Below are 22,660 nucleotides of genomic sequence, written 5' to 3'. Positions count from 1 at the left end.
GCACCGTTATCCGGCCGTGCTGTCCCCCATGCGCGGGGACGGTTTGCGGGTGGACGCTGCCTGTATCGGGCTGTAAGGGAATTTGTAGAATATGCGCTTTTTCATATCGTATTTCGGGAGCAGTCAATGCCCAGCATAAGCCCATTTGCCGGCAAGCCGGTCGATCCGGACCGTCTTGTCAATATCGACGCCCTGCTTGATGCCTATTATGCCCGCAAGCCCGACCCCGCCGTTGCAACGCAGCGCGTGGCGTTTGGTACGTCGGGGCACCGTGGTTCCTCGCTGACCACCAGCTTCAATGAAAACCACATCCTGTCGATCAGCCAGGCGATTGCCGATTACCGCAAGGGCGCGGGCATTACCGGGCCGCTGTTCATCGGCATTGACACCCATGCGCTCTCCCGTCCCGCACTGAAATCCGCGCTGGAAGTGTTCGCGGCCAATGGTGTGGAAGTCCGCATCGATGCGCAGGACGGCTACACCCCGACCCCGGTCATCTCGCACGCGATCCTGACCTATAACCGTGACCGCAGTACGGACCTTGCCGATGGCGTGGTGATTACCCCGTCGCATAACCCGCCGGAAGATGGTGGCTACAAGTACAATCCCCCCCATGGTGGCCCGGCGGATACCGACATCACGAAGGTGGTGGAAGGTGCGGCCAATGACTACATGGCCAAAAAGATGGAAGGCGTGCAGCGCGTCAGTCTCGATGATGCGCTGAAGGCCCCCACCACAAAACGTCATGATTACATCACACCGTATGTGGACGATCTGGCCGCCGTGGTGGACATGGATGCGATCCGTGAATCCGGTGTGTCCATCGGCATTGATCCGCTGGGTGGGGCCGCGGTGGATTACTGGCAGCCGATCATCGACAAATACGGCATCAACGCCACGATCGTCAGCAAGGAAGTGGATCCGACCTTCCGCTTCATGACTGCCGACTGGGACGGGCAGATCCGCATGGACTGTTCATCCCCCTACGCCATGGCGCGTCTGGTGGGGATGAAGGACAGGTTCGACATCGCTTTCGCCAATGATACCGATGCCGACCGTCATGGTATCGTGTCGGGCAGGTACGGGCTTATGAACCCCAACCACTATCTGGCCGTTGCGATTGAATACCTGTTCAACAACCGTGAAAACTGGAACGCCAGCGCGGGTGTGGGAAAGACTGTAGTCAGCAGCAGCATGATCGACCGTGTAGCCAAGGAAATCGGTCGCAAGCTGGTGGAAGTGCCGGTCGGGTTCAAGTGGTTTGTCGATGGTCTGTACCATGGCACGCTGGGCTTTGGCGGGGAAGAAAGCGCGGGTGCGTCCTTCCTGCGCCGTGCCGGTACGGTGTGGAGCACGGACAAGGACGGCATTATCCTTGGCCTGCTGGCCGCCGAGATCACGGCCCGCACCAAGCGCTCTCCGGGTGCTGCGTATGAGGACATGACCAGGCGTCTCGGCACGCCGTACTATGCGCGTATCGACGCCCCCGCCGACCCGGAACAGAAGGCCATCCTGAAGAACCTCTCGCCCGAGCAGATCGGCATGACCGAACTGGCGGGTGAGCCGATCGTAACCACCCTGACCAACGCCCCTGGCAACGGGGCGGCCATTGGCGGGCTGAAGGTTTCGGCAAAGGACGGCTGGTTTGCCGCCCGTCCGTCAGGCACGGAAAACGTCTATAAGATCTATGCCGAAAGCTTCAAGAGCGAGGCGCACCTCAAGGCCATCCAGACCGAGGCACAGGATGCAATTTCCGCCCTGTTCGCCAAGGCTGCCAAAAAGGCTGGCTGATTTGCAAGCCGTCCCCATGTCCCGTTATCGGGGCATGGGCTGGTGCCGCGCGTCCGTTATGGGCAGGCGGCATTTTTTTTAGGGATGACCGGCAGCGTGCGCCCATGGCCTGTGGCCTGCCTGCGTGCCCTGACTACTGCCGTGTCCAGCGCGGACAGGAATGTAGAACGGTCGGCGCGGGTAAAGCCACGGCTACCCTGCATGACCGCACCGGTATCGCGCAGGTCCGTCATCAGGTTGCGCATGGCCAGCGCCATGCCAATCGCATCCTGATCCAGTATCCGTCCGCGCGGTTCCAGCACGCAGGCCCCGTTCGCAACACAGCGCGCGGCCAGCGGGATATCGGCGGAAATGACAATGTCGTGGGCTGTGGCATGTTCGGCAATCCAGTCATCCGCCACATCCATGCCCTGTGTCACCACCACCCGTTCAATCAGGGGCGTATCGGGCACCGCGATCATGCGGTTTGATACCACATAGGTCTGCAGCCTGTAGCGTAGCGCCACGCGATAGGTCTCATCCCGCACGGGACAGGCATCGGCATCAATGAAAATCCGTGTCAATGCATGCGCCCTTCACATAGGGGAGCGGACAGGCGGTGACCAAAGTCAGGCACGTATAGCAACATGCCGACTGTACTAGTCCCGCCTGCCGTCTGTTGGCAAGCTGACAGCGGATCGGCCAGAACGGATCGCAGGTCATATGGACAATAATATAAAAGTTCTGGGGTGCCGCTTTTGTTAAAAAAGACCGCGTTTCATGAAGTTAAAAACAATCTTCACTCAAAAAATTCTTTATGTTTTTTTTAATCAGTTTTTAATCCATGCAGGCAGATTTTGCCCACCGGCGTAGCGCATGGGCGAATACCGACTGTTCGGCGTAGCCCAGCAGGAACGAGATTTCGTTTTTTGTATATTGTCCCGTCTGTAGCAGGTGTCTGGCCTCGCGCCGCCTGACGCGGTCCAGAATATCGCGGAAACAGCTTTTGTCTGCCGCCAGCCTGCGCTGCAACGTGCGGGATGATACGCCCAGATCGCCTGCCACGTCGGTAACAGATACCCGTCCCGATGGCAGGCGTGCGCGCAGGCTTTCAGCAACCCGGGTCGGCATGTCAGATTGTGCGGGCATTTCGGCCAGCATACGGCGGGCCAGTTCCTCCAGAAAAAAGCGCGCGGGCCGGGTTTCAAGGTGCTGGCGGCGTTCCAGCGGCGCACGGTCGAATACCAGCCGGTAGTGCTTCTGTCCGAAATGGATCGGGCAGCCAAGGACATGTTCCGCCTTCTGCCATGGTCCCGGTCGGGGTGGCGGACAGGCCATGTCCATGCGCAGGGGGGTAACATCCAGCCCCAGCGTCGTGCGGGGCAGTCGTGCCAGCAGGGTCAGCGCCCACAACTGCCCTGCCGCCAGTATTGCCGATGCAATACGCTGGTCCGCGCGCAGCAGGGTATAATGTATTTCAATGCGTCCCGCCTGTCTTGTGGCCCGAATATCGATATCGGGGTGCAGCAGGCGGCTGTAGCGACCGATTACGCGGTAGGCATCCAGCAGGCTATCGCAATGGCTGACCAGTTCGCCCATTACGCCAAAATCATGCGCTCCCGCATTCAGCGCCAGTGTGATCCCCAACCCGTGGTCGACATCATGCGGGGCTAGCAGTTCATTCCATATCGCTGCACGCAGGCGCGCCGGACGGCCCGGGCCATCCGGCACGGTTCCTGTTCGCGTCATAATGCGCCGGACTTCACCCATGTTAAGGTATCCGGCCTGGAGTGCGGCCGCCAGTACGGCCTCGACTGTCGTAACCATGCCAGTCCCCATTATGGCGTAAATTGTCAGGTCAATGGCACAATATGTCAAATACGCTCATGGGTGGCCGGTATCATGTTCCGGTTTTTGATCCGTAACCGAGGTACCCGATGTCGCAACCCGTCGCTCCCCTGCCCGATCGTGGGCTGTCACGGTTTTTCCGTAACCAGACCTTCCATTTCCAGACCCTGCGCACACTGAACCACATTGCGGCCGGTGGGGCAGACCTGAATGAAGTGCTGATGGCGATCAGCCAGATTGCGGATGGCGACAGCAATGACTGGTACGCGCAGTTTTCCGCCCTCGCTACCAGGACCGAGGACCGCATCCCTCATTGCGCCGATCCGCTAAGCTGCGGCCATGCATGGCTGCGCGCCCATAATTACTGGCGTACGGCGGAATTCCTGCTTTCTCCCCATGACCCGCGCCGCCAGATGGCGTGGGCGCGACAGGTAGCGGCTTTTGACAATGGCATGCGTCTTTCGGCCATTGCGCATGAACGTTTTACCGTGCCGTACGAAAACGGACAGTTGCGGGGCATCGTCTATCCCGGCCCGGCAGGATGGCAGGCGCGACCGCTGATCGTGTTGGGTGGCGGATATGATTCCACGCTGGAGGAACTGTATTTCGTTCTGGTCAGGGCAGCGCATGACCGCGGTTATGGTGTCCTGACCTACGAAGGGCCGGGACAGGGTGCTGCCTTGCGTCAATATGGCCTGCCCTTCACCCCGCAATGGGAAAAGCCCACGGCGGCGGTGCTGGATCATTTTCAGGCTACATGGTTCACACCCCGTCGCACGGTGTTGGTGGGCATGAGCATGGGGGGCTACCTTGCGCCGCGTGTCGCGGCGTTTGATGGCCGGATTGATGGCGTGGTGGCTTATGATGTCTTTTTTGACATGGGCAGTGTTGCGCAGCGTTATGCCGCCGCGGCGCGGGATCCCGATGCCGTGAAAAACCCCGATATCGCATGGGCGCTGGACAATGCGCTGTGGACGCTGGGTGTCAGCTCGCTGGAACAGGTTCTGGAGGCGCTGAAATCCTATACGCTGGCGGGTGTTGCGGAAAAGATCACGGCGGATGTACTGACGCTTGTGGGTGAACGGGACCATTTCATCCCGGCCTCGCAGGCCGAGGATTTTGCCCATGCCTGCACCCATGCGCGGTCGGTGGAAACGGTCATGTTCGATGTCCAGTCAGGCGGCGCGGAACATTGCCAGCTTGGCGCACCGACCCTGTGGCACGCGACGTTCTTTGACTGGATGGTGCGTAAATTCGGCTGATCTGTGGCCTGCCTGCGTATTGATGGACTGGCCTGGTCACAGGCAGGGCCGTAATGTCCGGTATTACAATGATGTTAAAGACCCTTCCTCGGCATTGAAGGTGTCGGGGATGTTTTTTGACTGGAGAAAATTACATGGCCATAGCCCGGCCATGATCGCATCATCGGGTCTGATTACCGCCCATACCGGACATTTATATAGTGATCGTAAAACCTTTATTGGGACGGGGGGCGGAAGACAGGTGCTGAATGAACGCCGGGTGGTGGTTTATTGGCCTCCCCTCCAGAGAATGGCCGTGCGGGGACGCAAGGTAATTGTGAAGCACGCAATGTGCGTTTTTGCTTCCGATTTCGGGGTGGATACGTCACTATCTTGCTAACAAGTCAGAGGAGGAGGCTGTCATGCGTTACCTCATCGATCATGCGCGCGAGGGCTTTGGCGTCGCGTTATTACTGGGCATGCTGGCTGTCGAACGTTTTTTCCGAAAGCAGGCTGTCCGTTAGGGACAGCCCCGAAATACGGATCGCACCGGATGGAATATCCTTCCTTCCAGTACCGCCATCGCTGCTGCGTGCGGATGCGTGAAATGGCCTGCGTGGCGCTGCTTGTCAGGCGTTGCCCTGTTTTGGCACGCAACCGTGGCGCGGTACGACGGTTATCCCCCCTTGAAGGCCAGAATAGCTGGAGAGGAGAAAACCAATGCAAAACCTTGCGCGGATGATGATGGCGGTGGCTGTCCTTGGCTGTCTTGCCGGGTGTGACAAGCCAAAGCCCGCCGGTGGTGGATCGGATGATGGTGGTGGCCCCGGTGTCAGCACCCATGGGGGTACGGCGCCGCAGCAGTAAACATCATAACGTCAGGCCGTATCGGGGTATCTGCCCGGGCGGCCTGTCGGCTGAATCATGGCAGATCGGGCGCGAAAGCGTGCGGTCGCATGATCCATGTCTTTCCTGCATGTGGGTCCGTGCTGTATGAGCGCGGTCCCGGATAGTGAGGATGATGATGGAAGCTGACATGACATGCCCCCAGTGTGGGTGCGAACACGTCTATCCCGATGGCAGCCTGTGGAACTGCCCCGAATGTGGATATGAATGGAACCCGCAGGATAGCGACGGCACGACAGCCGGAAACATGGCTGAAATACGCGACACCAACGGTAACATACTGGCCGATGGGGATAGCGTGACCGTTATCAAGGACCTGAAGATCAAGGGAGCGTCCTCGGTCATCAAGGGCGGGACGAAGGTCCGGGGTATCCGGCTGGTCGATGCGGCGGACGGGCACAACATTGCCTGCAGGATCAGTGGTGTGGGTGCGATCAACCTGAAATCGGAATTCGTGAAAAAGGCATGAAAGACCGTTAAAGGTCTTTTAGTGAATCTTTTTTCAAAAAAATTCAGGGACAGGTGAATGATCGCCTGTCCCCTGCCCTGTCCGTTCAGCCAGCCGCCAGCCCTTCCAGCAGGCGTGCCACGGCTTCGGCACCCGGGTCTGGCACGTCGCGCACCTGCGCGCTTGGCACATAGGCGGCGCGGCCGGCGCGGGCGCTTTCCATCGTGGTGGTGGATTCTGCGCCCTGTCGTGCCGCCAGCGCCACATCCGGCAGGCTGCCGCCGGTCGCCAGCACTTCCAGCGCGGGGTACAGCGCGTCGATCATGGTGCGGTCACCCGGTTTTGCGCCACCGCATTCCATCATGTGCTCCAGTCCGTCGCGCAATGCCTGCCGCCAGGGTTCGGGGCTGCGTCCGGCTGCCGAGAACATGATGGCGAACAGCACGCCACTCGATCCGCCTGCATGCTGGGTCAGGATGTTGCTTATGGTGGTCATGAGATGATGCGGGTCAGACAGCGGCAGGCGGTCGAGTGCCGCCGTGATCTCACGCGCCGCACCGGCGAAGGTGGATCCTGCGTCCCCATCACCGATCCGGCCATCCAGTTCGTTCAGCGCCACTTCATTGGCGATCAGGACCTCCGCTCCGCGTTCCAGCACCTGCCGTAGCGCGGGGTTGGGTGTTGCAGGATACGGAAAAGCATCGGGCATATGGGGCATGGGCACGACTGCGGGGCTGCCCAGCGGAACAATGCCGGGCCATGCGCGTGGCTGTGCCGGGGCCTGCAGCGCCGTGGTGATCGCACCGTCCAGTTCGATCAGCGTGAATGAAAAACCGTTCATGTCCAGCGCGGTCATAAGCGGTGCCGGGCCAATGACATGCGATACCCGGCGGGCCAGCGGCGTCTGGCTGAAGGCTTCCAGCAGCAGCGCCATCTCCACTTCCGGCACCGTGCCAAGGTTGTTCAGCACCAGCGCGAAACGGGTGTTGCGGACAGTGGTGGGCAGGCAGGCTTCCAGCGTATCGGCGGCGGTGTGCACAAGATCGCGCGCACTGGCCATGGCAATGCGCTGTGCCCCGGGTTCGCCATGGATGCCAAGACCCAGTTCGGCCTGATCGGCTGAAAGACGGCTGGTGCGACCGGATTCATAAGGATTGCAGTCCTCCAGCGCCAGGCCGATGGTGCGCATGCGCTTCACCCCGTCGCGCACGAATTCCGCCACCCGTGACAGCGGCCAGTTCTGTGTCACCCCATACCCCGCCAGCTTGTGCGCCAGCACCGTGCCCGCCACCCCACGCGGAGTTGTGGAATCCGGCAGGGCGATATCATCGCCCACAATCACCATTTCCACCTGTTTGCCCAATGCGCGCGCACGTTCCGCCGCCAGGCCAAAGTTCAGCCGGTCGCCCGTATAGTTCTTGACCACCAGCAGGCAGCCTGCGTCCCCCGTGGTGGCCAGAATGGCGGCCACGATCGCGTCCACACAGGGGGATGCAAACAGCGCGCCGCATACCGCCGCCGTCAGCATCCCGCGCCCGACAAAGCCCGCATGGGCGGGTTCATGGCCCGATCCGCCACCCGAAATGACCGATACCTGCGCGCGATCCGGTTCGCGCTGCATGATGACGCAGGTGTCGGGGTAGCCATCCAGTCGGCACAGGTGACTGCCCGCCGCTGATCTCAGGAACCCGTCCAGGGCCTCGGTTACAATGGTGTCGCGCGTGTTGAAAAAACGCTTCATTATTATGATCTCTCCCTCGACGGGCCATGTCGGGCATGGCGGCTGGCGACTATGACCGTTAATGCCGTCCAAACAAAACAACGGAATATGTCATTCGTGGGTTGCGCCAGATGCGGGCCAGCCCGATGGCCAGGTCTTTCAGGCCGGGCCTGCGCCAGGGGGAATGTGGTCGGGATCGTCGGGATGGTTGAGCTTGCGGTGCGGGTCATCCAGTCCAGGCACGCGGCCATGGTGGCCGAAATTGACCAGCCGCGCCTCCAGCAGGTGCAGCTTGCCCAGCAGGTTCATGCGGATGGCCATGACCGCAAGCGACGCCCCCGCGAACGGCCCCACCACATAGATCCACAGCCCCGTCCACTGCCCTGCGAACAGGGCCGGGGCCAGTGTGCGCGCGAAATTGACGCTGTTGCCCGACAGCCATGCCGTCACCGGGTTCATGATCAGGAAGAACAGCCCGCCTGACCACGGAGTGATGAACTTCCATTTCGGGTGGGCCGCCAGCCAGTACAGCATGGCGATCAGGGCGGCGGTCACGAACATTTCTGACCACATCGCCCACCAGATCGAAATCTGGCCATACGGCACGGTCGCTCCATACCGTACGGCGACGGCCATGTTGCCCCACCATGCGATCAGCCTGCCCGCTTCATACACGACAGCCGTGCCAAGAAAGGCGCCGATGACCTGTGCAATCATGTAATTCAGTGCATCCACCCCACCGATCCGCTTGGCGAGCGAGAACGCCAGGGTGACGGATGGATTGATATGCGCCCCGCTGACCTTGCCAAACGGTGTCATGGCCGCAGCCGTGCCCGACAGGCCGAAGCACAGCCCGCACAGCGCGGTCTGGATATAGGGATGGTGCATGAGCGGTGATGAAAACGGGCTGCCGGGTGCGGTCAGCAGGATGACCGCGCTAAGGCCAAGGATCATGAGGATGGCGGTGGCGATCGCCTCGCAGAAATACAGCTTCCAGTGGAAGGGGTTGTGTGGGTGCGGGTCGCCTGCCAGCGGGCGGTCATGCACATGGACGTGCAGGTAGGGCAGATGCAGGTGCGGCAGGCGCATGGCCGGTATCCTTGTTTATGCAACATGGCTCCGGCGGAAAAGGCATAGGGGGAAGGATCACCTCCCGGTGCGCGCCGGTGGTAGGAACCACCATAGCAGTCCCCGCACCGGTCGGGTCCGGTTTTGGCACAATCCAGTCATGCCATCACGAATTCGAAATCGCCCTTATGCCTGTTCGTGCGGGATCGAGGCATCAAGGGCGGCCTGCAGTATGTAGGCGGCCGCCATCTGGTCCACCACTTCGCCGCGCCGCTGGCGGGTCATGTCGGCTTCCGAAATCAGGAAGCGGTTAACGGCGGATGATGACAGCCGTTCATCCCACATCGCGGCCGGCAGTCCTGTCATGTCCGACAGGTTGAGTGTCCAGTCCCGTGCCGCCTGCGCTGCCGGGCCAAAGCTGCCATCCAGCGACAGCGGCAGGCCGACCACCAGCCCGCCTACATCCTGCATACGGGCGATTTTGCTGATTTCAGCGGCATTGACCGACAGTTTTCCGCGTTTCAGCCCCGTATGGGGGGATGCCAGCATAAGTCCCACATCCGACAGGGCGATGCCAATCGTCTTCTTTCCGGGGTCAAGGCCAAGCAGGCGCTGGTTGGGCTGCAGGGCTGCGCGCAGATCGGATATGTTGAACAGGGGCATGGTCGGGGGTATGTTCCTTTTCGGTCCTGCGCCGCAGGATATTCTTCCCCTGTTACGATGGAAAGTTATTGCTTCATGTCGCTTGATCCCGCGACCGTCCGCCGCATTGCCAGACTGGCACGGATTGGTATTGACGAGTCTGATCTTCCTGCCCTGCAAGGGGAACTTAACGGGATCCTAGGCTGGGTCGAGCAGCTGAACGAGGTCGATGTCGAAGGGGTCACCCCCATGGTCGGCACGGGCCACGCCGCCCTGCGCACGCGTGACGACGTGGTGACCGACGGCAACTGCCGCGACGCCGTGCTGTCCAACGCGCCCGATGCCGTTGGCCCCTTCTATACCGTGCCCAAGGTTGTTGAATAAGATGAGCCTGACCGAACTGACGATTGCCGATGCGGCAGCGGGACTGCGCGCGCGCAAATTCAGCGCCGTGGAACTGGTGCGCGCGCATACGGATGCCATTGCCGCGCTGAACCCGCGCCTGAACGCATACATCACCACCACGTCGGATGCGGCGCTGCAGGCTGCCACCCATGCGGATGAAGCACTGGCCAGGGGTGAGGCAAAGCCCCTGACCGGCATCCCGCTGGGGATCAAGGACCTGTTCTGCACCAGTGGTGTGCGGACCACGGCGGCGAGCAATATCCTGAAAAACTTTGTCCCCCCGTATGAAAGCACGGTGACGGCCAACCTGCTGCGTGATGGCGCGGTGTTTGTGGGCAAGACCAATCTTGACGAATTCGCCATGGGGTCGGCCAACATCACCTCCGCCTTCGGGCCGGTGGAAAACCCGTGGAAGCGCAATGGTGATGATGCAGCACTTGTGCCCGGCGGGTCATCGGGTGGGTCTGCCGCTGCCGTGGCTGCTGGCCTTGCCATGGGGGCGACGGGCACCGACACCGGCGGGTCCATCCGCCAGCCCGCGGCCTATTGCGGCATTGTCGGGCTGAAGCCGACTTATGGCCGGTGCAGCCGGTTTGGCACGATTGCCTATGCATCGTCACTGGATCAGGCTGGTCCCATGGCGCGCAGCGTGCGCGACTGCGCGATCATGCTGCAGTCCATGGCGGGCTTTGATGTGCGTGACAGCACCAGCGTCAACTGCGACGTACCGGATTATTCCGCAGCCGTTGGCCGCAGCCTGAAGGGGCTGAAGGTGGGCATTCCCGCCGAATACCGCGCCGAGGGCCTGTCTGCCGAGATCGAGGCTGCCTGGCAGCGGGGTATCGAGTGGCTGAAGGCCGCAGGGTGCGAGATTGTCGATGTCTCCCTGCCCCACACCAAATATGGTCTTGCCACCTATTATATCGTGGCCCCCGCCGAATGTTCATCCAACCTGGCCCGCTATGACGGCCTGCGCTTTGGGGAACGGGTTCCGGGCGATACGCTGGACGCGATGTACGAAGCCACCCGTCGTGCGGGTTTCGGCCCCGAAGTGCGCCGCCGTATCATGATGGGGACCTATGTGCTTTCGGCAGGTTATTACGATGCCTATTACCTGAAGGCGCAGAAGGTCCGCAGCCTGATCCGCCGCGACTTCACCGAAAGCTTCCAGAAGGTTGACGTATTGCTGACCCCCACCGCGCCGACACCCGCCTTCGCGCAGGGGGAAAAGACGGATGATCCGGTCCAGATGTACCTGAATGATATTTTCACCGTGCCGGCATCCATGGCTGGCATGCCCGCCATGTCCGTGCCCGTGGGGCTTGGGGCTACCGGCCTGCCGCTTGGCCTGCAGCTGATCGGCCGCCCGTTTGACGAGGAAACCCTGCTGGCCGCAGGTAGCGCGCTGGAAAGTGCGGCGGGCTTTACCCACCGGCCTGCCATCCGTGCGGAGGGCGCGAAATGAGCTACACACTCGAAGGCAGGACCGGCACGTGGGAAATCGTGGTGGGTCTGGAAGTCCACGCACAGGTCATCAGCCATTCCAAACTGTTTTCCGGGGCCTCCGCCTCGTATGGTGGGGAACCCAATACCCATGTCAGCCTTGTTGACGCGGGCTTTCCCGGCATGCTGCCGGTCCTGAACCACGAATGCGTGGCGCAGGCCATCCGCACCGGGCTGGGGCTGCGCGCGCGCATCAACCTGGAAAGCCGGTTTGACCGCAAGAACTACTTCTATGCCGATCTGCCGACCGGCTATCAGATCAGCCAGTTTACCCATCCCATCGTGGGCGAAGGTACGGTCGAGATCGAACTGAGCGACGGCACGGTGCGCCATATCGGCATCACGCGCCTGCATATGGAACAGGATGCGGGCAAGTCCATGCACGATCAGGACCCGACGCGGTCCTTCATCGACCTGAACCGCGCCGGTGTCGCGCTGATGGAGATCGTGAGCGAACCCGACATCCGCAGTCCGGAAGAAGCCGGCGCCTACCTGCGCAAGCTGCGCCAGATCCTGCGTTATCTTGGCACATGTGATGGGAACATGGAGGAAGGGTCCATGCGTGCCGACGTGAACGTGTCGGTGCGCAAGGCGGGTGAGCCCTTCCGCACGCGCTGCGAGATCAAGAACGTCAACTCCATCCGTTACGTCATGCATGCCATCGAGGTCGAGGCCACGCGCCAGATCGAGGTATGGGAGGACGGTGGCGAGGTCGATCAGGAAACCCGCCTGTTCGATCCGTCGCGCAACGAGACCCGTTCCCTGCGTAGCAAGGAAGATGCGCACGATTACCGCTATTTCCCCGACCCCGACCTGCTGCCGCTGGTGGTGGAACAGACATGGGTGGACGAACTGGAGCGTGCCCTGCCCGAACTGCCCGATGACAAGCGTGACCGCTTCATCAAACAGTATGGCATTCCCCGCTACGACGCCAGCGTGCTGGTGGCCGAGCAGGCCATTGCCGATTACTATGAGGAAGTGGCCAAGGGCCGCGATTCCCGCCTGGCCGCCAACTGGGTCACGGGTGATCTGTTCGGTGCGCTGAACCGCACGGGCCGCAGCATTCAAGACAGTCCGATTTCAGCGCAGGCGCTGGGCGGCATGCTGGACCTGATGGCCGACAAGACCATCAATGGCAAGATTGCCAAGGAAGTCTTCGAGGATATGCTGGAAACTGGCGACAGTGCCGCCGACATCGTGGAACGCAAGGGCCTGAAGCAGGTAACCGATACCGGTGCGATCGACGCCGCCGTGGCCGACGTGCTGGCGCGCAATGCGGACAAGGTCGAGGAATATCGCGGCGGCAAGGACCGGCTGTTCGGATTTTTCGTGGGCCAGGTGATGAAAGCCATGGCAGGTAAGGCCAATCCGGCCATCGTGAACGAAGCCCTGAAAAAAGTTCTGTAAAAACGGGGTTTAGTGCATTTTGGGGCTTTGCAGGGTTGCGGCAACACGCTAAAAGCAGCCCTGCAAACGCCGTGTTACTTATAATGCGCGCTCTTCGGCGGAGGGGTGGCCGAGTGGCTGAAGGCGGCGGTTTGCTAAACCGTTATACGATGTCAAGTCGTATCGAGGGTTCGAATCCCTTCCCCTCCGCCAGAACTTCTTGAAAATATTCAGGAAATTGCCAAGCGCCCCACGGGGCGCTTTGGTCGTTTCTGGACGGTTTTTCAGGCTGCTGTGGTAGAAATTGTGGTAGGTGCTGCAAAAATCTGCTCCGCCTGGAACTGGACGCGCTCCTGTTCCTCGACGGTCAGGAAGCCCAGATAATTCTGTTCGGTCACCTTCACGGAACTGTGTCCAAGGTGTCGGGACAGGCGGTAGATGGTTCCCCCCGCTTTCAGCCGCCGCACTGCAAAGGCAACGCCCGCAACGAAGCGCTCGACCTCATGACCATGACCAACGTCATGGCCTTCCTGTTCGGCCTCCCCCGCATGCCGTGGGAAAGCCCGCCCGGCTGGGCCGCGACGTGGGATGTCAACACCATGGTTGTCTCCATGGAGGAAGAGACGGCGGCACGAAACGCCACTGCCCTGGCGGCATGAATGAAAGCCGTGGCGCAGGTTGTTACATCTGCGCCGTCAACCGCATCCCGTGAGGAGCGCAGAAAGCGACTGGCATCCCAATTGGCGCGGTGATCATGTATTTCGTGTGAAGGGAATTATGACTTCTTAAGAAGAAAATCTACGACTTTTGATTTTTTATCATCGGGTATGAAGTCGCTCCCAAAGTAAAGACTGTAGGTCTCGCTCGGCAGTATGAACCAGGTAGGATAGCCACGAGAAAGTGGATTTCCCTTATCTCCTTCATCGCCATTCCATCGCTGGGCCAGAACAGGACGCTTCCCGTCTTCATCCGTCCAATAACCTATGGCCATTGACCACCACCGACCTTCATGCAGAACGTCGACCAGTTCCCACTTGTCCCGAGGTGATAGAACTTCGCGCGGGTCTGCCCCTTTATTGTTTTCTGACATGTAATATTCCTTCTGTAACTGAATATGCAATGGAGAATGTCATAGAATATGCAGAAAGGAGCATCGAATTATATACAATAATACTGAATAATAGAGATTTACCATTCTAAAAAATGGCATGACTTTCGTATTACCATAAGGAAGTAGGTATGCCACTCGATCTCAAGGTATCAGTCGATGGCTCGGCCCTGTTCCAGGCATTCGCCCAACTAACAAAGGACGAACTGCCCGGTGCCATTACCCATGGCCTGAACCGCGTGGCAGGCGTTGCCAAGTGCGCGGTCCAGTCCCGCATGGAAGAGGTTTTCAACAACCCCAAGCCCTGGACGAAAAACGCCTTCTTCGTGCGCACTGCAACGCCACAGGACCAGACGGCATGGGTTGCCACGCGCGACTTTGCTCGCCCCCGGGGGAACCGCCGCGTATGATTACCTGCGCCCCGAAATCTTCGGCGGCCCGCGCCCGATGAAGAAATCGGAAAAGGCGCTGCGTCCCATTGTGGGCGATCAGTACTGGGTGCCCGGTCGCGGTGCGCCTCTGGACGCCTACGGCAACATCCAGCGCGGCGAGATCGTGCGCATCCTCAGCCGTCTGGGCCTGATGCAGGGCCCGCTGCAGAATATGACCGATCGCACGGCAAAGCGGCTGGCCCGCAAGGGGCTGAACGCCCGTGGCCAGCGATCGGAATACTTCATCGCCCGCGAGAAAGGGAATGGTCGGGCCAAGGGGCATCTACAAGCTCGTCGGCCCCGGCAACGTGGTGCCTATTCTCATTTTTGTCCGGCAGCCCTCATACCGCGCGGTGCTGCCGGTCCAGCGGCCCCGCCCGCGTCGCGCTGCAGCACTGAACGGCGGTTTCGGACAGACACCCTATGATGCGGCGGACATCACCAGTCCGCACATGGCGGCATGGAACCCGCTGAACTGGTCGCCTGATGTCGAGCTAAACGTCTACCGCGACCGCATCGTCGCGCGCATCCGTGACCTGGTGCGCAATGACGGCTGGGCCTCTGGCGCCATCACCCGCGTGCTGGACAACGCCATCGGCGGCACGTTTCGCCCCATCACCAAGCGCGACTACCGCAGCCTGCGTGTCCGTACCGGCTACAGTTTCGATGCCATGTGGGCCGAGGAATTGGCGCGTGAAATCGATGCGCACTGGCGCTGCTGGGCCGAGGATGAAGATCGGTTCTGTGATGCCGGGTGCCGCCTGACCTTCACCCAGATGATGTGGGTCAGCGCGACACAGTCCATCCTGATCCAGTGGGGGACGTTCTCCGGCGTCACGGATAACGGTCTGACCAACGGGATTTACGAATGCTCGGCTGGTATCGGCGTCTCATGGCCAATTGCTTTTTCCACGCTGTTCATCGCGCTGGCCGGCAACGCCACGGACGTGACGGGATACGGCCAGCAGGAACAGGCATGGATCTGGTCATCGAACGTCAGCGGCGGGAAATTCTCGGTCGCCTGCCGCACGCAGAATGCGACGATGACCGGCTCATACATCGCAATAGGGATGGCGTAAGACACATATGACCGACAGCACGCAGACGACAGCACAGCCCCCGCAGGCCAAATTCTCGCCCGCGACAGGCGGCTTCTATCTGGTCGGGATCAGCAGCGCCGTCCCGACCGACGCGATCGACGTAACCGCTGCCGATTATGCCGCCCTCATGGCGGCGCAGGCAAAGGGGGCAACGATCAGGGCCGATGCCAACGGGGCGCCCGAAGCGGTTGCCGGCAATGGCGCCGTCATTGACCTGACTACCGTGACGACGACGGCAACTTTCACGTACGCCCCGCCCATCACGCTCCAGCAGCAGGCGGCGACAGCCTTCTCCGCCGCATCGGACCTGATGTGGGATGAATATGGCTGCCTGGGCGAGACGCCGCCCACGGAATGGACAACCTACCTCAAGGCGCTCAGGGCCATCGCCAGCGGGACGGATACGACCAGCACCGCGCTGCCTCCGGCCCCCACGGACAACACGTCCGGCACCACTGCGTCGACCACGACCCAGACGGCTACGACCACGACAGCGCAGGCGGCCGCTGCCGCCACCTGACACGGGTCTCCAGCCCGTTCTGCGCCTGCCCGACCGCCCGACGAGGCGGTTTTTTATTGCCTGGAAATCTGATGTTCATTCTGTGGAGAGTGCTGGGGTTCGGTGAAGATCCCCAGCTGCGTGACCGGCTTGTCCGTGTCGAGACCAAGGTCGAATCAACCGAGACGGACCTGCGCGCCCTGCGGGTCGAGGTCCGTACCCTGTCGACCGAGATGCGCGCATGTATGGGCCAGCTGATCGGTGGCATGAAGGCCATCAAGATGATCGGGGCCGCGACCGTCGGCCTGATCACCGTCATCGGCACCGTGGCGGCCGCCCTGTTCGCCTATCCGCCCTTCTGCGACTGGGTCACGCATCTCCTGCACGGTGGGCATCCCTGAACGCAGGAACCATGACATGACTGTAAAAATCCCGCGCGGCATCCGCAACAACAATCCGGGCAACCTGGACTATGTCGGCCAGCCCGGCGCGCATCTGGAAACCGGCGTGCCCTGCCCCCGCTTTGCCGCCTTCTCCACCATGGCGGATGGCATCCGCGCGCTGCGCGACCAGCTGCTGCGCTATGGTGAGCGGGGGCTGACCACGGTTTCCGCCATCATATCCGTCTATGCGCCCGCCCGCGAGAACCCCACCGGAGCCTATATTTACGCCCTTTGCAGCCATATGGGCGTGCAGCCCGATACCGTGCTGGACCTGCGCGACCCGGCCACCCAGCGGGCGCTGATCGCGGGGATCGCAACAGTGGAGAACGGGCCGGGTCATCTCGGTCTGGCCCAGATCGACCAGGCGCTGCACGCGGCACCTGCCCCGTCACAGCCTGTCGTTGAGGTCTGATATGGATCCTGTCTCCCTCCTGCAGGATGTCCTGTCGATGCTCCCCGCGCAGTATGCCGGTGACATCGTGGTCATCGTGTCGTTCCTGATCTCGACCTGCGCCCTGATCGCGCGGTTCTGGCGGCCGCCGGATCCCACGTCGAAATGGGTGCTGGTCTGGACCATCGTCACCGCCGTTGCCCAGGCGCGCGGCTGGAACCTGCCCGCCTACCAGCCGGGCAAAAAGGCCGCGATGGTCCCCGCAACGGTTCCGCGCAAGGAAGTTGAACAGCGCCTTGATGTGCCACCCGGGTCCACCAGGCCGGGCAAACCACCGGTGCGCGCCGCCCCGCCTGCCTGACTGCTACAGCCCCGGCCCTGTGGTTGGACGGCCGATAAAGGCCGGGGCTGCGCGCGCAGGATACACAGCCGGAACGCGCATTTATGTAAAGAAACACAACCCAGAGTAACCGCCCGCAAGGCGGTTTTTTTATGGAGACGCCAGACATGGCCGATGACACCACCACCAGCACCGCCATTCCCGCGCTGGAAGGGCTGCTTGAAACCGCGCTGGGCAGGAAGGACACGGCCGCCACGCAGGCTGACATCCAGCTGGCCGGCACCGTGCTGCAGCTGCTGATCCCCGTGATTGTCGCGCGCGCGGCCCCGAACCTCGACCTTGCCGGTGTGGATGCCGCCGTCACGAAGATCGTGGGCGGCGTTGCTGACCTGAAAACCGCGATCGAGGCGAAGCCGGCAACAGTGGCCGCCACGGTTGCGCCTGCCAGAGCCGAGGCCCCGCATCCGGTCGTGCCCGGACAGCCCGTCCGCTGATCTGTCAACCTGATCCGGCCGGTCTGTAAACCGGCCGCCGGTCTCCCCGCATCCCGCCACCTGTAAACCGGTCCACCTGCATCACACGGAAAACGCCGGTTTCCTGCGGCGTTGTGGCGCGGGTGGACTATTTTCATATCAAGACTGGAAAACTGGTCCATGACCCAGCGTGTAAACTTCGTCGCCATTGATGGCGGCCGCCGCCGGTTCCTCGGTATGGGACTGATGACGGCAGCCGGCATCGCGGTGGTGGCTTCCCTTTCTGCCTGCTCGGTCAGCAGGACCGGCAACGTCACCACCGTCACGATCAACGTGGCCGAGATCAAGGATTACAGTCAGGCGGGCCTCAATGCCGTCACGACCGTCCTGAGCATCGCGGCCGTGGCCAGCGCCATCGGCACCCCTGCCGTCGGCATCATCGGGCTGGCTGATACGGCGCTGTCCACGGCCCTGAGCGATTTTTCCACGGCGGCCGGATCCACGCTGACCATCACCTATGACGACACGAACTGCAAAAGCCGGGTGGACAGCATCCTGTCTGCGCTGACCAAGGTGAAAAGCGACCTGAGTGCTGCGATCAGCGGGGTCTCGACCAAGGTCTCCAGCACGGACCTGTCCGATGCCAACACGGCCCTGAACGCGCTGGGCACCATCGTGTCGGCCTTCAAAGCCCTGCTGGACAGCGTGGCCGCACGCCGGCACGTGGGCGCGCGGCTGTCCGGTGCTGCTGCACCGTCCCAGGCACAGGTGCAGCAGGCGCTCAAGGTGCTGGGCGTGACAGCATGACGCCCTTCATGGAGGGCGTCATCTCCGGTGCGGGCGGCGTTGTCGTCCTTATCGGGCTGCTGGTCACGATCCCGCTCAAGCTGCATACGCTTTATATGGCAGTGCAGCTACGGGATCGTGGGCTGGAGTAAGAACTGGATATGCGTCAATATGACTGCCTTGGGGGGATTGTGTTGAAAAAGTTTTGCCAACCCCCCGTCTGAAATTTTAGTTCAAAATCGCAACGTATAGAACGTTGTAATCATGTGTAATCTTCATTCCGAATTGCACACTAAATCAAGATCGGACATCTCAACCTGACTTTTTCAACACAATCGGGGGAGTGTGGAACGTCTGCTACCAGGTGAGCCTCTCAGAAAGACGACATAGAATTACCAACATAGGTAATTGACCGAGGTGCCACTCTAAGAGAAAATTAGTAAATTCTTCTACATGCCTTTTATTCACAAAAGAGATCTGCAACTTGAGCAACGAAGAAAGAAACTGTCCAGTTTGCCATACCGCCTCTCCGCAAAATTCAAGATTTTGCGCAAACTGTGGCTGCCGCTTGATTGGAAGAAAATCTGAGGAAATAATAAAAAACTATGCTGAAGAGGCGATTTCTGAAAAATTAATATCGGAAGAAAATTTAGTTAGGTCTCTATCGGATAAAGTTGAAGATATTATATTTAAAAGAATAAAGATAATAACAATATGTATTGGTATTTGCGTAACCACAATTACTTTTTCTGTGGGATTTTACGGAATAACAAAGTTTGGAGATATTCGAAAAAAAATAGAAAGCGCCGAAAAGAATGCCTCTGAAGCTGAAAAAAAATCCTCCGAAGAATTGAAAATAGTCAATAATTTAGACTCTTCCATTAAATTCATAAATTCTGAAGTAAATTCAGTTAAGGTGCGACAGGAAGACAATGATATCCAATCCCATATTTTGGGCTTGGGTGTTAAAAAGGGACTTTTCCTAGGAATGAGCCCGTTCAAAAACTCCATTGGTAAAAAAGTTATCCTAATAAATATAGATCCAAACGCTTCTGGAAATTATTCAGCGGAAATGCTAAGAATAATAAAAAATGAAATCGAAAATAAAGGGTTTTCTGTAGTATTTGGTTGCTTCCAGAGGGTCGTTTTCAGACAATGTATCATGATAAATTCGATGATTCCTGGCATTGGAAACAACACAACATTATTCTTTGATAGAGAAGCACTTGAAGTGGCGAAATTTGTTCAAGACGAGTTTTCAAAAACATCACCTTTTAAGACGGGTCCTATTTTTGAAAACTACAAAAATAACTCAGAGTTCTCAGATGATATGAAATACGTATTGGAAAAAGCTAACGTTTATATTTCCGTAGATATTTTTGATTAATTTTCGTTGTATTTTATTGTGCACTTATTACGGCGTGTCGTCAGTTAAGCAGGATGATGATTGAGGCGAACTGCACGGCTGCGAGGAAGGTCGATTTCAGTTTATCGTAGCGGGTTGCGATAGCGCGAAACTGCTTGAGTTTATTGAAGAACCTCTCAACAAGGTTCCGTTCGCGGTAGAGAGAAAAATCGGTTTTCCGTCGTGTCGTTCTGTTGCGTTTTGGCGGGATGACCGGGGTAATCCCGCGCTGTATCAACCGATCGATCAACCTGTCCGTGTCATACGCCTTGTCAGCGAGGAAAGCATCTGGGTCGATGTTTTCCAGAAGCGGTTCCGCCTGGGTGATATCGGCATCCTGTCCCGGTGTGATGCCGAGTTCCACCGGATTACCCAGAGCGTCGCAGATGGCATGGATCTTTGTGGTCAACCCGCCTCGTGATCGTCCGATGGCCTGATCCGTGCCCCTTTTCTGAGAGCTCCGGCACTATGCTGATGCGCCCGGACAATTGTGCTGTCGATCATCATGTATTCGTTGTCATGATCAGCGGCCAGATAACGAAATACCCGTTCGATGACGCCGCTTTCACACCAGCGGCGCAGACGCCGGTGCACGTTTTTCCAGTCCCCGAAACGGGCAGGAAGGTCGCGCCATGGAATACCCGCGTGATAGCGATACAGCACCGCCTCCAAGAACAGACGGTTGTCCGCCGCAGTGCCGCCGACATAGCCTTCTCGACCGGGAAGAAAATCCTTTATCCGCTCCTACTGGTCATCGCGTAAACCATAGCGCCGCATCTGTCTGTCTCCCCCAAAAAACGGGAAAACAGTCAGCACACGCAGACACAAAGTACAACCCTCACGTGCCACACTCAGGGCTTAACTGACGACACGCCGTAGAGTGCCCTTAAGCCCTCTTGAGAACACTCTATCTTAGCACATGTCCGCTTTCTCAAAATCTCTTATATTTCCCAAGCGTCGCATATGTAGGCGAGTGCCGCCTGTCTGCATTGCTCATGTAGAGCGGACAGACGGTTATGGAGGGGATGCGGAAGGTCAGCTTTGGGAGATAAACCGTGTCTGGAGAATTTCCACTGAACTCTAGTTCAGCAGAAAGGCTCTGTTTCTTTGGTTTTTGCAAGCATCCTTACCCATTTAGATGATCCCATTTGAATGGGGTCTGCTCTGGCAGAACCGCCGAGCGTTATGTTTCCGGCCGGGTCACCCGGCGCAGAGATACTCACTTGCGATGATGCCGTTTCGGTTGGCACGATGGGAGGTAGACACCCGCCGTATCTTCAAAACGATCCGGATGCGCCGTAAGAGGCATGGACACAACATCATCGCTCCGATGGTCAGTATAGACGAACGTCAAATAGTAAGACTGAGCCTCGATCCGAGGATCGCCATCGAACATTTTGTTCCATTCCAGCAGGTCGCGCCGCAGCGGCGATCCGACATCGCCGCTGCGGGTCCAGACCGCCGACACACAGGTCGAAACACGCTCGACGCGCACGATCAAGCGCCCATTGAGAAACGCCTTTTCATCAAGCTCCTCATTGAGCACCGTGTTGAGATTGTAGGTCAGCTCCTCCAGGGACTCCGGCCTGGCGCCAGCGTATGCGGTACCGCCGATACAGACGGCGCAAATCAGGCTTAGGATAATAGCGCGGATCATCAATATTGTCCTTCCAGCAGAAGCATGGCCTCGTCGTGCCGTCTCTTGACCAGGCCCCTCAAGACCTTGCCTTTCGAGCGCACCTGCTCCTCAATGATCATGACGGCCTTGCGTTTGTCGCCGCTGTTGATAGCAGCACGGACGCCCGGCCAACCTCTTCCTGGATTATAGACGAACGACACGAGGGCATTGAACTCATTTTGTGTCAGGTAGACATGAATTCCCCGACGAACGATCGCCTCATAGCTCGGGAGATTGACCTGTAGAAGGCGTCTCTGCTGACGGTCCGACAGATCGACGAGATTTCTGTTATCCTGGGCGAACTTCCTGGCCGCTTCGCCACGCAGACCGCTCCCCGCCGCCACGCGAGACACCAGACTAGAGTTGATGCCGATATCCCGCAATTTCTGTTCAATCTCAGTCCGGGAACGATCGCGCATGTCATAGCCAGGCCCGAGCGTTACCCCGGATGCCCCGCCCGGCCAGTGCAGCCGGTTGCTGACGCCCCTCATCTCTTCGTGGCGTTCAATAAAACCGCTTCCTTGAAGCGACGTCTTAGTCGCGCTGGGAGCACGTGACGATTCTGACGATGACCGGGTGTAGGACGGATTACAGGTACAGTTTGAGCCAGACATGTTTCCTCATTTCCTGTGGCTTGATGCCACAGATAAGCTAAAAAATTAATCAGCACGTAGCCCTAGAGAGACGCGTAGCCCCGGCCATTTCCACAGCTCCGAAGCCGACCGAAGCCAGACTTTCGGCCCGGTTTCTGGCTTGGCAGATAGCGTCTGACGACGCTGACGAGTTGGTGTTCGCTCATGACACATGTCAGGGCGAGATGCTGGTTGGTATTCGACATGACGTGTCCTGAAATGCGGACACAAAAAAGCCCGCCGGGTCAGGGCGGGCTTTGCGTATGCGTGGGTGATCCTTAGCCATAGCTCTGCCATAGCGATTTTTGGGAGGATCATGATTTTGTAGGAAAGTCCGGATCAGTGAGCAGCACTAGCCGAACCATATTTAATATATAGCAAAAACCGCGCGCAGATACCAAAGGGAAAATAGGCTGGCGGAACTCCACCAATGTCCG

General features: G+C 59.2%; 28 protein-coding genes and 1 tRNA gene. 20 read left to right on the top strand and 9 right to left on the bottom strand.

Annotation, left to right across the window (positions count from 1 at the left end; translation table 11 throughout):
* Nucleotides 1–126 precede the first annotated feature (126 nt).
* Nucleotides 127–1,791 carry a phosphoglucomutase (alpha-D-glucose-1,6-bisphosphate-dependent) gene (gene pgm, locus ACE2AA_RS04760; RefSeq protein ID WP_395371496.1) on the top strand — a complete coding sequence of 555 codons (1,665 nt, stop codon included), beginning with the start codon at nt 127–129 and terminating at the stop codon, nt 1,789–1,791.
* 56 nt (nt 1,792–1,847) lie between these two features.
* Here the strand turns inward: pgm and ACE2AA_RS04755 are convergent, their stop codons facing one another.
* Together ACE2AA_RS04755 and ACE2AA_RS04750 are read right to left on the bottom strand one after the other, a co-directional pair.
* Nucleotides 1,848–2,354 (bottom strand): YaiI/YqxD family protein, encoded by a 507-nt coding sequence (locus tag ACE2AA_RS04755; protein ID WP_141260092.1) that lies wholly within the window; start codon nt 2,352–2,354, stop codon nt 1,848–1,850.
* Nucleotides 2,355–2,607: 253 nt separating this feature from the next.
* Nucleotides 2,608–3,597, bottom strand: a complete 990-nt coding sequence (locus tag ACE2AA_RS04750; protein WP_395371494.1) for a helix-turn-helix domain-containing protein — start codon at nt 3,595–3,597, stop codon at nt 2,608–2,610.
* Between the two features lie 110 nt (nt 3,598–3,707).
* Here ACE2AA_RS04750 and ACE2AA_RS04745 point away from each other — a divergent pair, with 110 nt between their 5' ends.
* From ACE2AA_RS04745 to ACE2AA_RS04735, 3 genes are all read left to right on the top strand, one after another.
* Nucleotides 3,708–4,880, top strand: coding sequence for an alpha/beta hydrolase family protein (locus ACE2AA_RS04745; protein ID WP_395371492.1), 1,173 nt, complete (start codon nt 3,708–3,710; stop codon nt 4,878–4,880).
* 699 nt (nt 4,881–5,579) lie between these two features.
* Nucleotides 5,580–5,726 (top strand): hypothetical protein, encoded by a 147-nt coding sequence (locus tag ACE2AA_RS04740; protein WP_162851920.1) that lies wholly within the window; start codon nt 5,580–5,582, stop codon nt 5,724–5,726.
* Between the two features lie 157 nt (nt 5,727–5,883).
* Nucleotides 5,884–6,234 (top strand): zinc ribbon domain-containing protein YjdM, encoded by a 351-nt coding sequence (locus tag ACE2AA_RS04735; protein ID WP_193558337.1) that lies wholly within the window; start codon nt 5,884–5,886, stop codon nt 6,232–6,234.
* An 85-nt stretch (nt 6,235–6,319) separates the two neighbouring features.
* On the opposite strand, the gene ACE2AA_RS04730 is transcribed toward ACE2AA_RS04735, so the two are convergent.
* The 3 genes from ACE2AA_RS04730 to ruvX form a co-directional block, all read right to left on the bottom strand.
* Nucleotides 6,320–7,954 carry a dihydroxyacetone kinase subunit DhaK gene (locus ACE2AA_RS04730; RefSeq protein WP_395371489.1) on the bottom strand — a complete coding sequence of 545 codons (1,635 nt, stop codon included), beginning with the start codon at nt 7,952–7,954 and terminating at the stop codon, nt 6,320–6,322.
* Nucleotides 7,955–8,092: 138 nt separating this feature from the next.
* A complete protein-coding gene (locus tag ACE2AA_RS04725) occupies nt 8,093–9,022 on the bottom strand; it encodes an MIP/aquaporin family protein (protein WP_141260088.1) in 930 nt (309 codons plus the stop codon).
* Nucleotides 9,023–9,187: 165 nt separating this feature from the next.
* Nucleotides 9,188–9,664 (bottom strand): Holliday junction resolvase RuvX, encoded by a 477-nt coding sequence (gene ruvX, locus ACE2AA_RS04720; RefSeq protein WP_141260087.1) that lies wholly within the window; start codon nt 9,662–9,664, stop codon nt 9,188–9,190.
* A 75-nt stretch (nt 9,665–9,739) separates the two neighbouring features.
* On the opposite strand from ruvX, the gene gatC reads away from it, so the two are divergent.
* From gatC to ACE2AA_RS04695, 5 genes are all read left to right on the top strand, one after another.
* The gene (gatC, locus tag ACE2AA_RS04715; RefSeq protein WP_010511548.1) at nt 9,740–10,027 is read left to right on the top strand and encodes an Asp-tRNA(Asn)/Glu-tRNA(Gln) amidotransferase subunit GatC; all 288 of its coding nucleotides are present in this window, start codon (nt 9,740–9,742) and stop codon (nt 10,025–10,027) included.
* A gap of 1 nt (nt 10,028) precedes the next feature.
* Nucleotides 10,029–11,513 carry an Asp-tRNA(Asn)/Glu-tRNA(Gln) amidotransferase subunit GatA gene (gene gatA, locus ACE2AA_RS04710; RefSeq protein WP_141299968.1) on the top strand — a complete coding sequence of 495 codons (1,485 nt, stop codon included), beginning with the start codon at nt 10,029–10,031 and terminating at the stop codon, nt 11,511–11,513.
* Entirely contained in the window at nt 11,510–12,958 is a 1,449-nt protein-coding gene (gene gatB / locus ACE2AA_RS04705; protein WP_141260085.1) for an Asp-tRNA(Asn)/Glu-tRNA(Gln) amidotransferase subunit GatB, read from the top strand. Before gatA ends, gatB begins: the two co-directional genes overlap by 4 nt.
* A 99-nt stretch (nt 12,959–13,057) precedes the next feature.
* Nucleotides 13,058–13,150: transfer RNA gene (locus ACE2AA_RS04700), tRNA-Ser, on the top strand.
* A 206-nt stretch (nt 13,151–13,356) separates the two neighbouring features.
* Nucleotides 13,357–13,596 carry a hypothetical protein gene (locus ACE2AA_RS04695; protein WP_395371485.1) on the top strand — a complete coding sequence of 80 codons (240 nt, stop codon included), beginning with the start codon at nt 13,357–13,359 and terminating at the stop codon, nt 13,594–13,596.
* Between the two features lie 116 nt (nt 13,597–13,712).
* On the opposite strand, the gene ACE2AA_RS04690 is transcribed toward ACE2AA_RS04695, so the two are convergent.
* The gene (locus ACE2AA_RS04690; protein ID WP_395371483.1) at nt 13,713–14,027 is read right to left on the bottom strand and encodes a hypothetical protein; all 315 of its coding nucleotides are present in this window, start codon (nt 14,025–14,027) and stop codon (nt 13,713–13,715) included.
* A gap of 149 nt (nt 14,028–14,176) precedes the next feature.
* Between ACE2AA_RS04690 and ACE2AA_RS04685 the strand changes: the two genes are divergently transcribed.
* From ACE2AA_RS04685 to ACE2AA_RS04635, 11 genes are all read left to right on the top strand, one after another.
* A complete protein-coding gene (locus ACE2AA_RS04685) occupies nt 14,177–14,455 on the top strand; it encodes a hypothetical protein (RefSeq protein WP_395371481.1) in 279 nt (92 codons plus the stop codon).
* Nucleotides 14,409–14,903, top strand: a complete 495-nt coding sequence (locus tag ACE2AA_RS04680) for a hypothetical protein (protein ID WP_395371479.1) — start codon at nt 14,409–14,411, stop codon at nt 14,901–14,903. The genes ACE2AA_RS04685 and ACE2AA_RS04680 overlap by 47 nt, the downstream gene beginning before the upstream one ends.
* Nucleotides 14,788–15,555, top strand: coding sequence for a phage portal protein (locus ACE2AA_RS04675; RefSeq protein ID WP_395371477.1), 768 nt, complete (start codon nt 14,788–14,790; stop codon nt 15,553–15,555). Before ACE2AA_RS04680 ends, ACE2AA_RS04675 begins: the two co-directional genes overlap by 116 nt.
* Before the next feature lie 7 nt (nt 15,556–15,562).
* A complete protein-coding gene (locus ACE2AA_RS04670) occupies nt 15,563–16,096 on the top strand; it encodes a hypothetical protein (RefSeq protein ID WP_395371475.1) in 534 nt (177 codons plus the stop codon).
* Between the two features lie 71 nt (nt 16,097–16,167).
* On the top strand, nt 16,168–16,476 hold the full coding sequence (locus ACE2AA_RS04665; RefSeq protein WP_141300273.1) for a hypothetical protein: 309 nt from the start codon (nt 16,168–16,170) through the stop codon (nt 16,474–16,476).
* Between the two features lie 16 nt (nt 16,477–16,492).
* On the top strand, nt 16,493–16,930 hold the full coding sequence (locus ACE2AA_RS04660; protein ID WP_395371473.1) for a structural protein: 438 nt from the start codon (nt 16,493–16,495) through the stop codon (nt 16,928–16,930).
* A 1-nt stretch (nt 16,931) separates the two neighbouring features.
* Nucleotides 16,932–17,270, top strand: a complete 339-nt coding sequence (locus ACE2AA_RS04655; protein ID WP_395371471.1) for a hypothetical protein — start codon at nt 16,932–16,934, stop codon at nt 17,268–17,270.
* A gap of 146 nt (nt 17,271–17,416) precedes the next feature.
* Nucleotides 17,417–17,743, top strand: coding sequence for a hypothetical protein (locus ACE2AA_RS04650; RefSeq protein ID WP_395371469.1), 327 nt, complete (start codon nt 17,417–17,419; stop codon nt 17,741–17,743).
* 159 nt (nt 17,744–17,902) lie between these two features.
* Nucleotides 17,903–18,529, top strand: a complete 627-nt coding sequence (locus ACE2AA_RS04645; RefSeq protein ID WP_395371467.1) for a hypothetical protein — start codon at nt 17,903–17,905, stop codon at nt 18,527–18,529.
* Nucleotides 18,526–18,660: a hypothetical protein gene (locus tag ACE2AA_RS04640; protein ID WP_395371465.1), complete on the top strand. Its 135-nt coding sequence runs from the start codon at nt 18,526–18,528 to the stop codon at nt 18,658–18,660. The genes ACE2AA_RS04645 and ACE2AA_RS04640 overlap by 4 nt, the downstream gene beginning before the upstream one ends.
* A 332-nt stretch (nt 18,661–18,992) precedes the next feature.
* Nucleotides 18,993–19,895, top strand: a complete 903-nt coding sequence (locus tag ACE2AA_RS04635) for a hypothetical protein (protein ID WP_395371463.1) — start codon at nt 18,993–18,995, stop codon at nt 19,893–19,895.
* Nucleotides 19,896–19,935: 40 nt separating this feature from the next.
* On the opposite strand, the gene ACE2AA_RS04630 is transcribed toward ACE2AA_RS04635, so the two are convergent.
* The 3 genes from ACE2AA_RS04630 to ACE2AA_RS04620 all read right to left on the bottom strand — a co-directional run bounded on the left by ACE2AA_RS04630 (nt 19,936) and on the right by ACE2AA_RS04620 (nt 22,010).
* Nucleotides 19,936–20,651, bottom strand: a protein-coding gene (locus ACE2AA_RS04630) for an IS5 family transposase (RefSeq protein WP_395372127.1) whose coding sequence is annotated in 2 segments (ribosomal slippage) — nt 19,936–20,351 and nt 20,351–20,651 — 717 coding nt in all. Because the reading frame shifts where the segments join, the coding sequence is not laid out codon by codon here.
* Between the two features lie 481 nt (nt 20,652–21,132).
* The gene (locus ACE2AA_RS04625) at nt 21,133–21,570 is read right to left on the bottom strand and encodes a hypothetical protein (RefSeq protein ID WP_395371461.1); all 438 of its coding nucleotides are present in this window, start codon (nt 21,568–21,570) and stop codon (nt 21,133–21,135) included.
* Nucleotides 21,570–22,010 carry a glycoside hydrolase family protein gene (locus ACE2AA_RS04620; protein ID WP_395371459.1) on the bottom strand — a complete coding sequence of 147 codons (441 nt, stop codon included), beginning with the start codon at nt 22,008–22,010 and terminating at the stop codon, nt 21,570–21,572. The genes ACE2AA_RS04625 and ACE2AA_RS04620 overlap by 1 nt, the downstream gene beginning before the upstream one ends.
* Nucleotides 22,011–22,660 lie beyond the last annotated feature (650 nt).

Origin of the sequence: Komagataeibacter diospyri, from assembly GCF_043995075.1 — a bacterium.
Classification (GTDB): Bacteria; Pseudomonadota; Alphaproteobacteria; order Acetobacterales; family Acetobacteraceae; genus Komagataeibacter; species Komagataeibacter diospyri.
This window is presented reverse-complemented; position numbering and strand designations above follow the sequence as displayed.

Bases quoted from the DNA above. Each gene is read 5' to 3' on its own strand.
- ACE2AA_RS04665 (WP_141300273.1), top strand. From the start codon at position 16,168: ATGTTCATTCTGTGGAGAGTGCTGGGGTTCGGTGAAGATCCCCAGCTG.
- ACE2AA_RS04625 (WP_395371461.1), bottom strand. From the start codon at position 21,570: ATGATCCGCGCTATTATCCTAAGCCTGATTTGCGCCGTCTGTATCGGC.
- ACE2AA_RS04620 (WP_395371459.1), bottom strand. From the start codon at position 22,010: ATGCGCGATCGTTCCCGGACTGAGATTGAACAGAAATTGCGGGATATC.
- pgm (WP_395371496.1), top strand. From the start codon at position 127: ATGCCCAGCATAAGCCCATTTGCCGGCAAGCCGGTCGATCCGGACCGT.
- gatA (WP_141299968.1), top strand. From the start codon at position 10,029: ATGAGCCTGACCGAACTGACGATTGCCGATGCGGCAGCGGGACTGCGC.
- ACE2AA_RS04745 (WP_395371492.1), top strand. From the start codon at position 3,708: ATGTCGCAACCCGTCGCTCCCCTGCCCGATCGTGGGCTGTCACGGTTT.
- ACE2AA_RS04730 (WP_395371489.1), bottom strand. From the start codon at position 7,954: ATGAAGCGTTTTTTCAACACGCGCGACACCATTGTAACCGAGGCCCTG.
- ACE2AA_RS04740 (WP_162851920.1), top strand. From the start codon at position 5,580: ATGCAAAACCTTGCGCGGATGATGATGGCGGTGGCTGTCCTTGGCTGT.
- ACE2AA_RS04660 (WP_395371473.1), top strand. From the start codon at position 16,493: ATGACTGTAAAAATCCCGCGCGGCATCCGCAACAACAATCCGGGCAAC.
- gatC (WP_010511548.1), top strand. From the start codon at position 9,740: ATGTCGCTTGATCCCGCGACCGTCCGCCGCATTGCCAGACTGGCACGG.
- ACE2AA_RS04750 (WP_395371494.1), bottom strand. From the start codon at position 3,597: ATGGTTACGACAGTCGAGGCCGTACTGGCGGCCGCACTCCAGGCCGGA.
- ACE2AA_RS04685 (WP_395371481.1), top strand. From the start codon at position 14,177: ATGCCACTCGATCTCAAGGTATCAGTCGATGGCTCGGCCCTGTTCCAG.
- ACE2AA_RS04650 (WP_395371469.1), top strand. From the start codon at position 17,417: ATGGCCGATGACACCACCACCAGCACCGCCATTCCCGCGCTGGAAGGG.
- ACE2AA_RS04735 (WP_193558337.1), top strand. From the start codon at position 5,884: ATGGAAGCTGACATGACATGCCCCCAGTGTGGGTGCGAACACGTCTAT.
- ruvX (WP_141260087.1), bottom strand. From the start codon at position 9,664: ATGCCCCTGTTCAACATATCCGATCTGCGCGCAGCCCTGCAGCCCAAC.
- ACE2AA_RS04690 (WP_395371483.1), bottom strand. From the start codon at position 14,027: ATGTCAGAAAACAATAAAGGGGCAGACCCGCGCGAAGTTCTATCACCT.
- ACE2AA_RS04725 (WP_141260088.1), bottom strand. From the start codon at position 9,022: ATGCGCCTGCCGCACCTGCATCTGCCCTACCTGCACGTCCATGTGCAT.
- ACE2AA_RS04655 (WP_395371471.1), top strand. From the start codon at position 16,932: ATGGATCCTGTCTCCCTCCTGCAGGATGTCCTGTCGATGCTCCCCGCG.
- gatB (WP_141260085.1), top strand. From the start codon at position 11,510: ATGAGCTACACACTCGAAGGCAGGACCGGCACGTGGGAAATCGTGGTG.
- ACE2AA_RS04645 (WP_395371467.1), top strand. From the start codon at position 17,903: ATGACCCAGCGTGTAAACTTCGTCGCCATTGATGGCGGCCGCCGCCGG.
- ACE2AA_RS04670 (WP_395371475.1), top strand. From the start codon at position 15,563: ATGACCGACAGCACGCAGACGACAGCACAGCCCCCGCAGGCCAAATTC.
- ACE2AA_RS04640 (WP_395371465.1), top strand. From the start codon at position 18,526: ATGACGCCCTTCATGGAGGGCGTCATCTCCGGTGCGGGCGGCGTTGTC.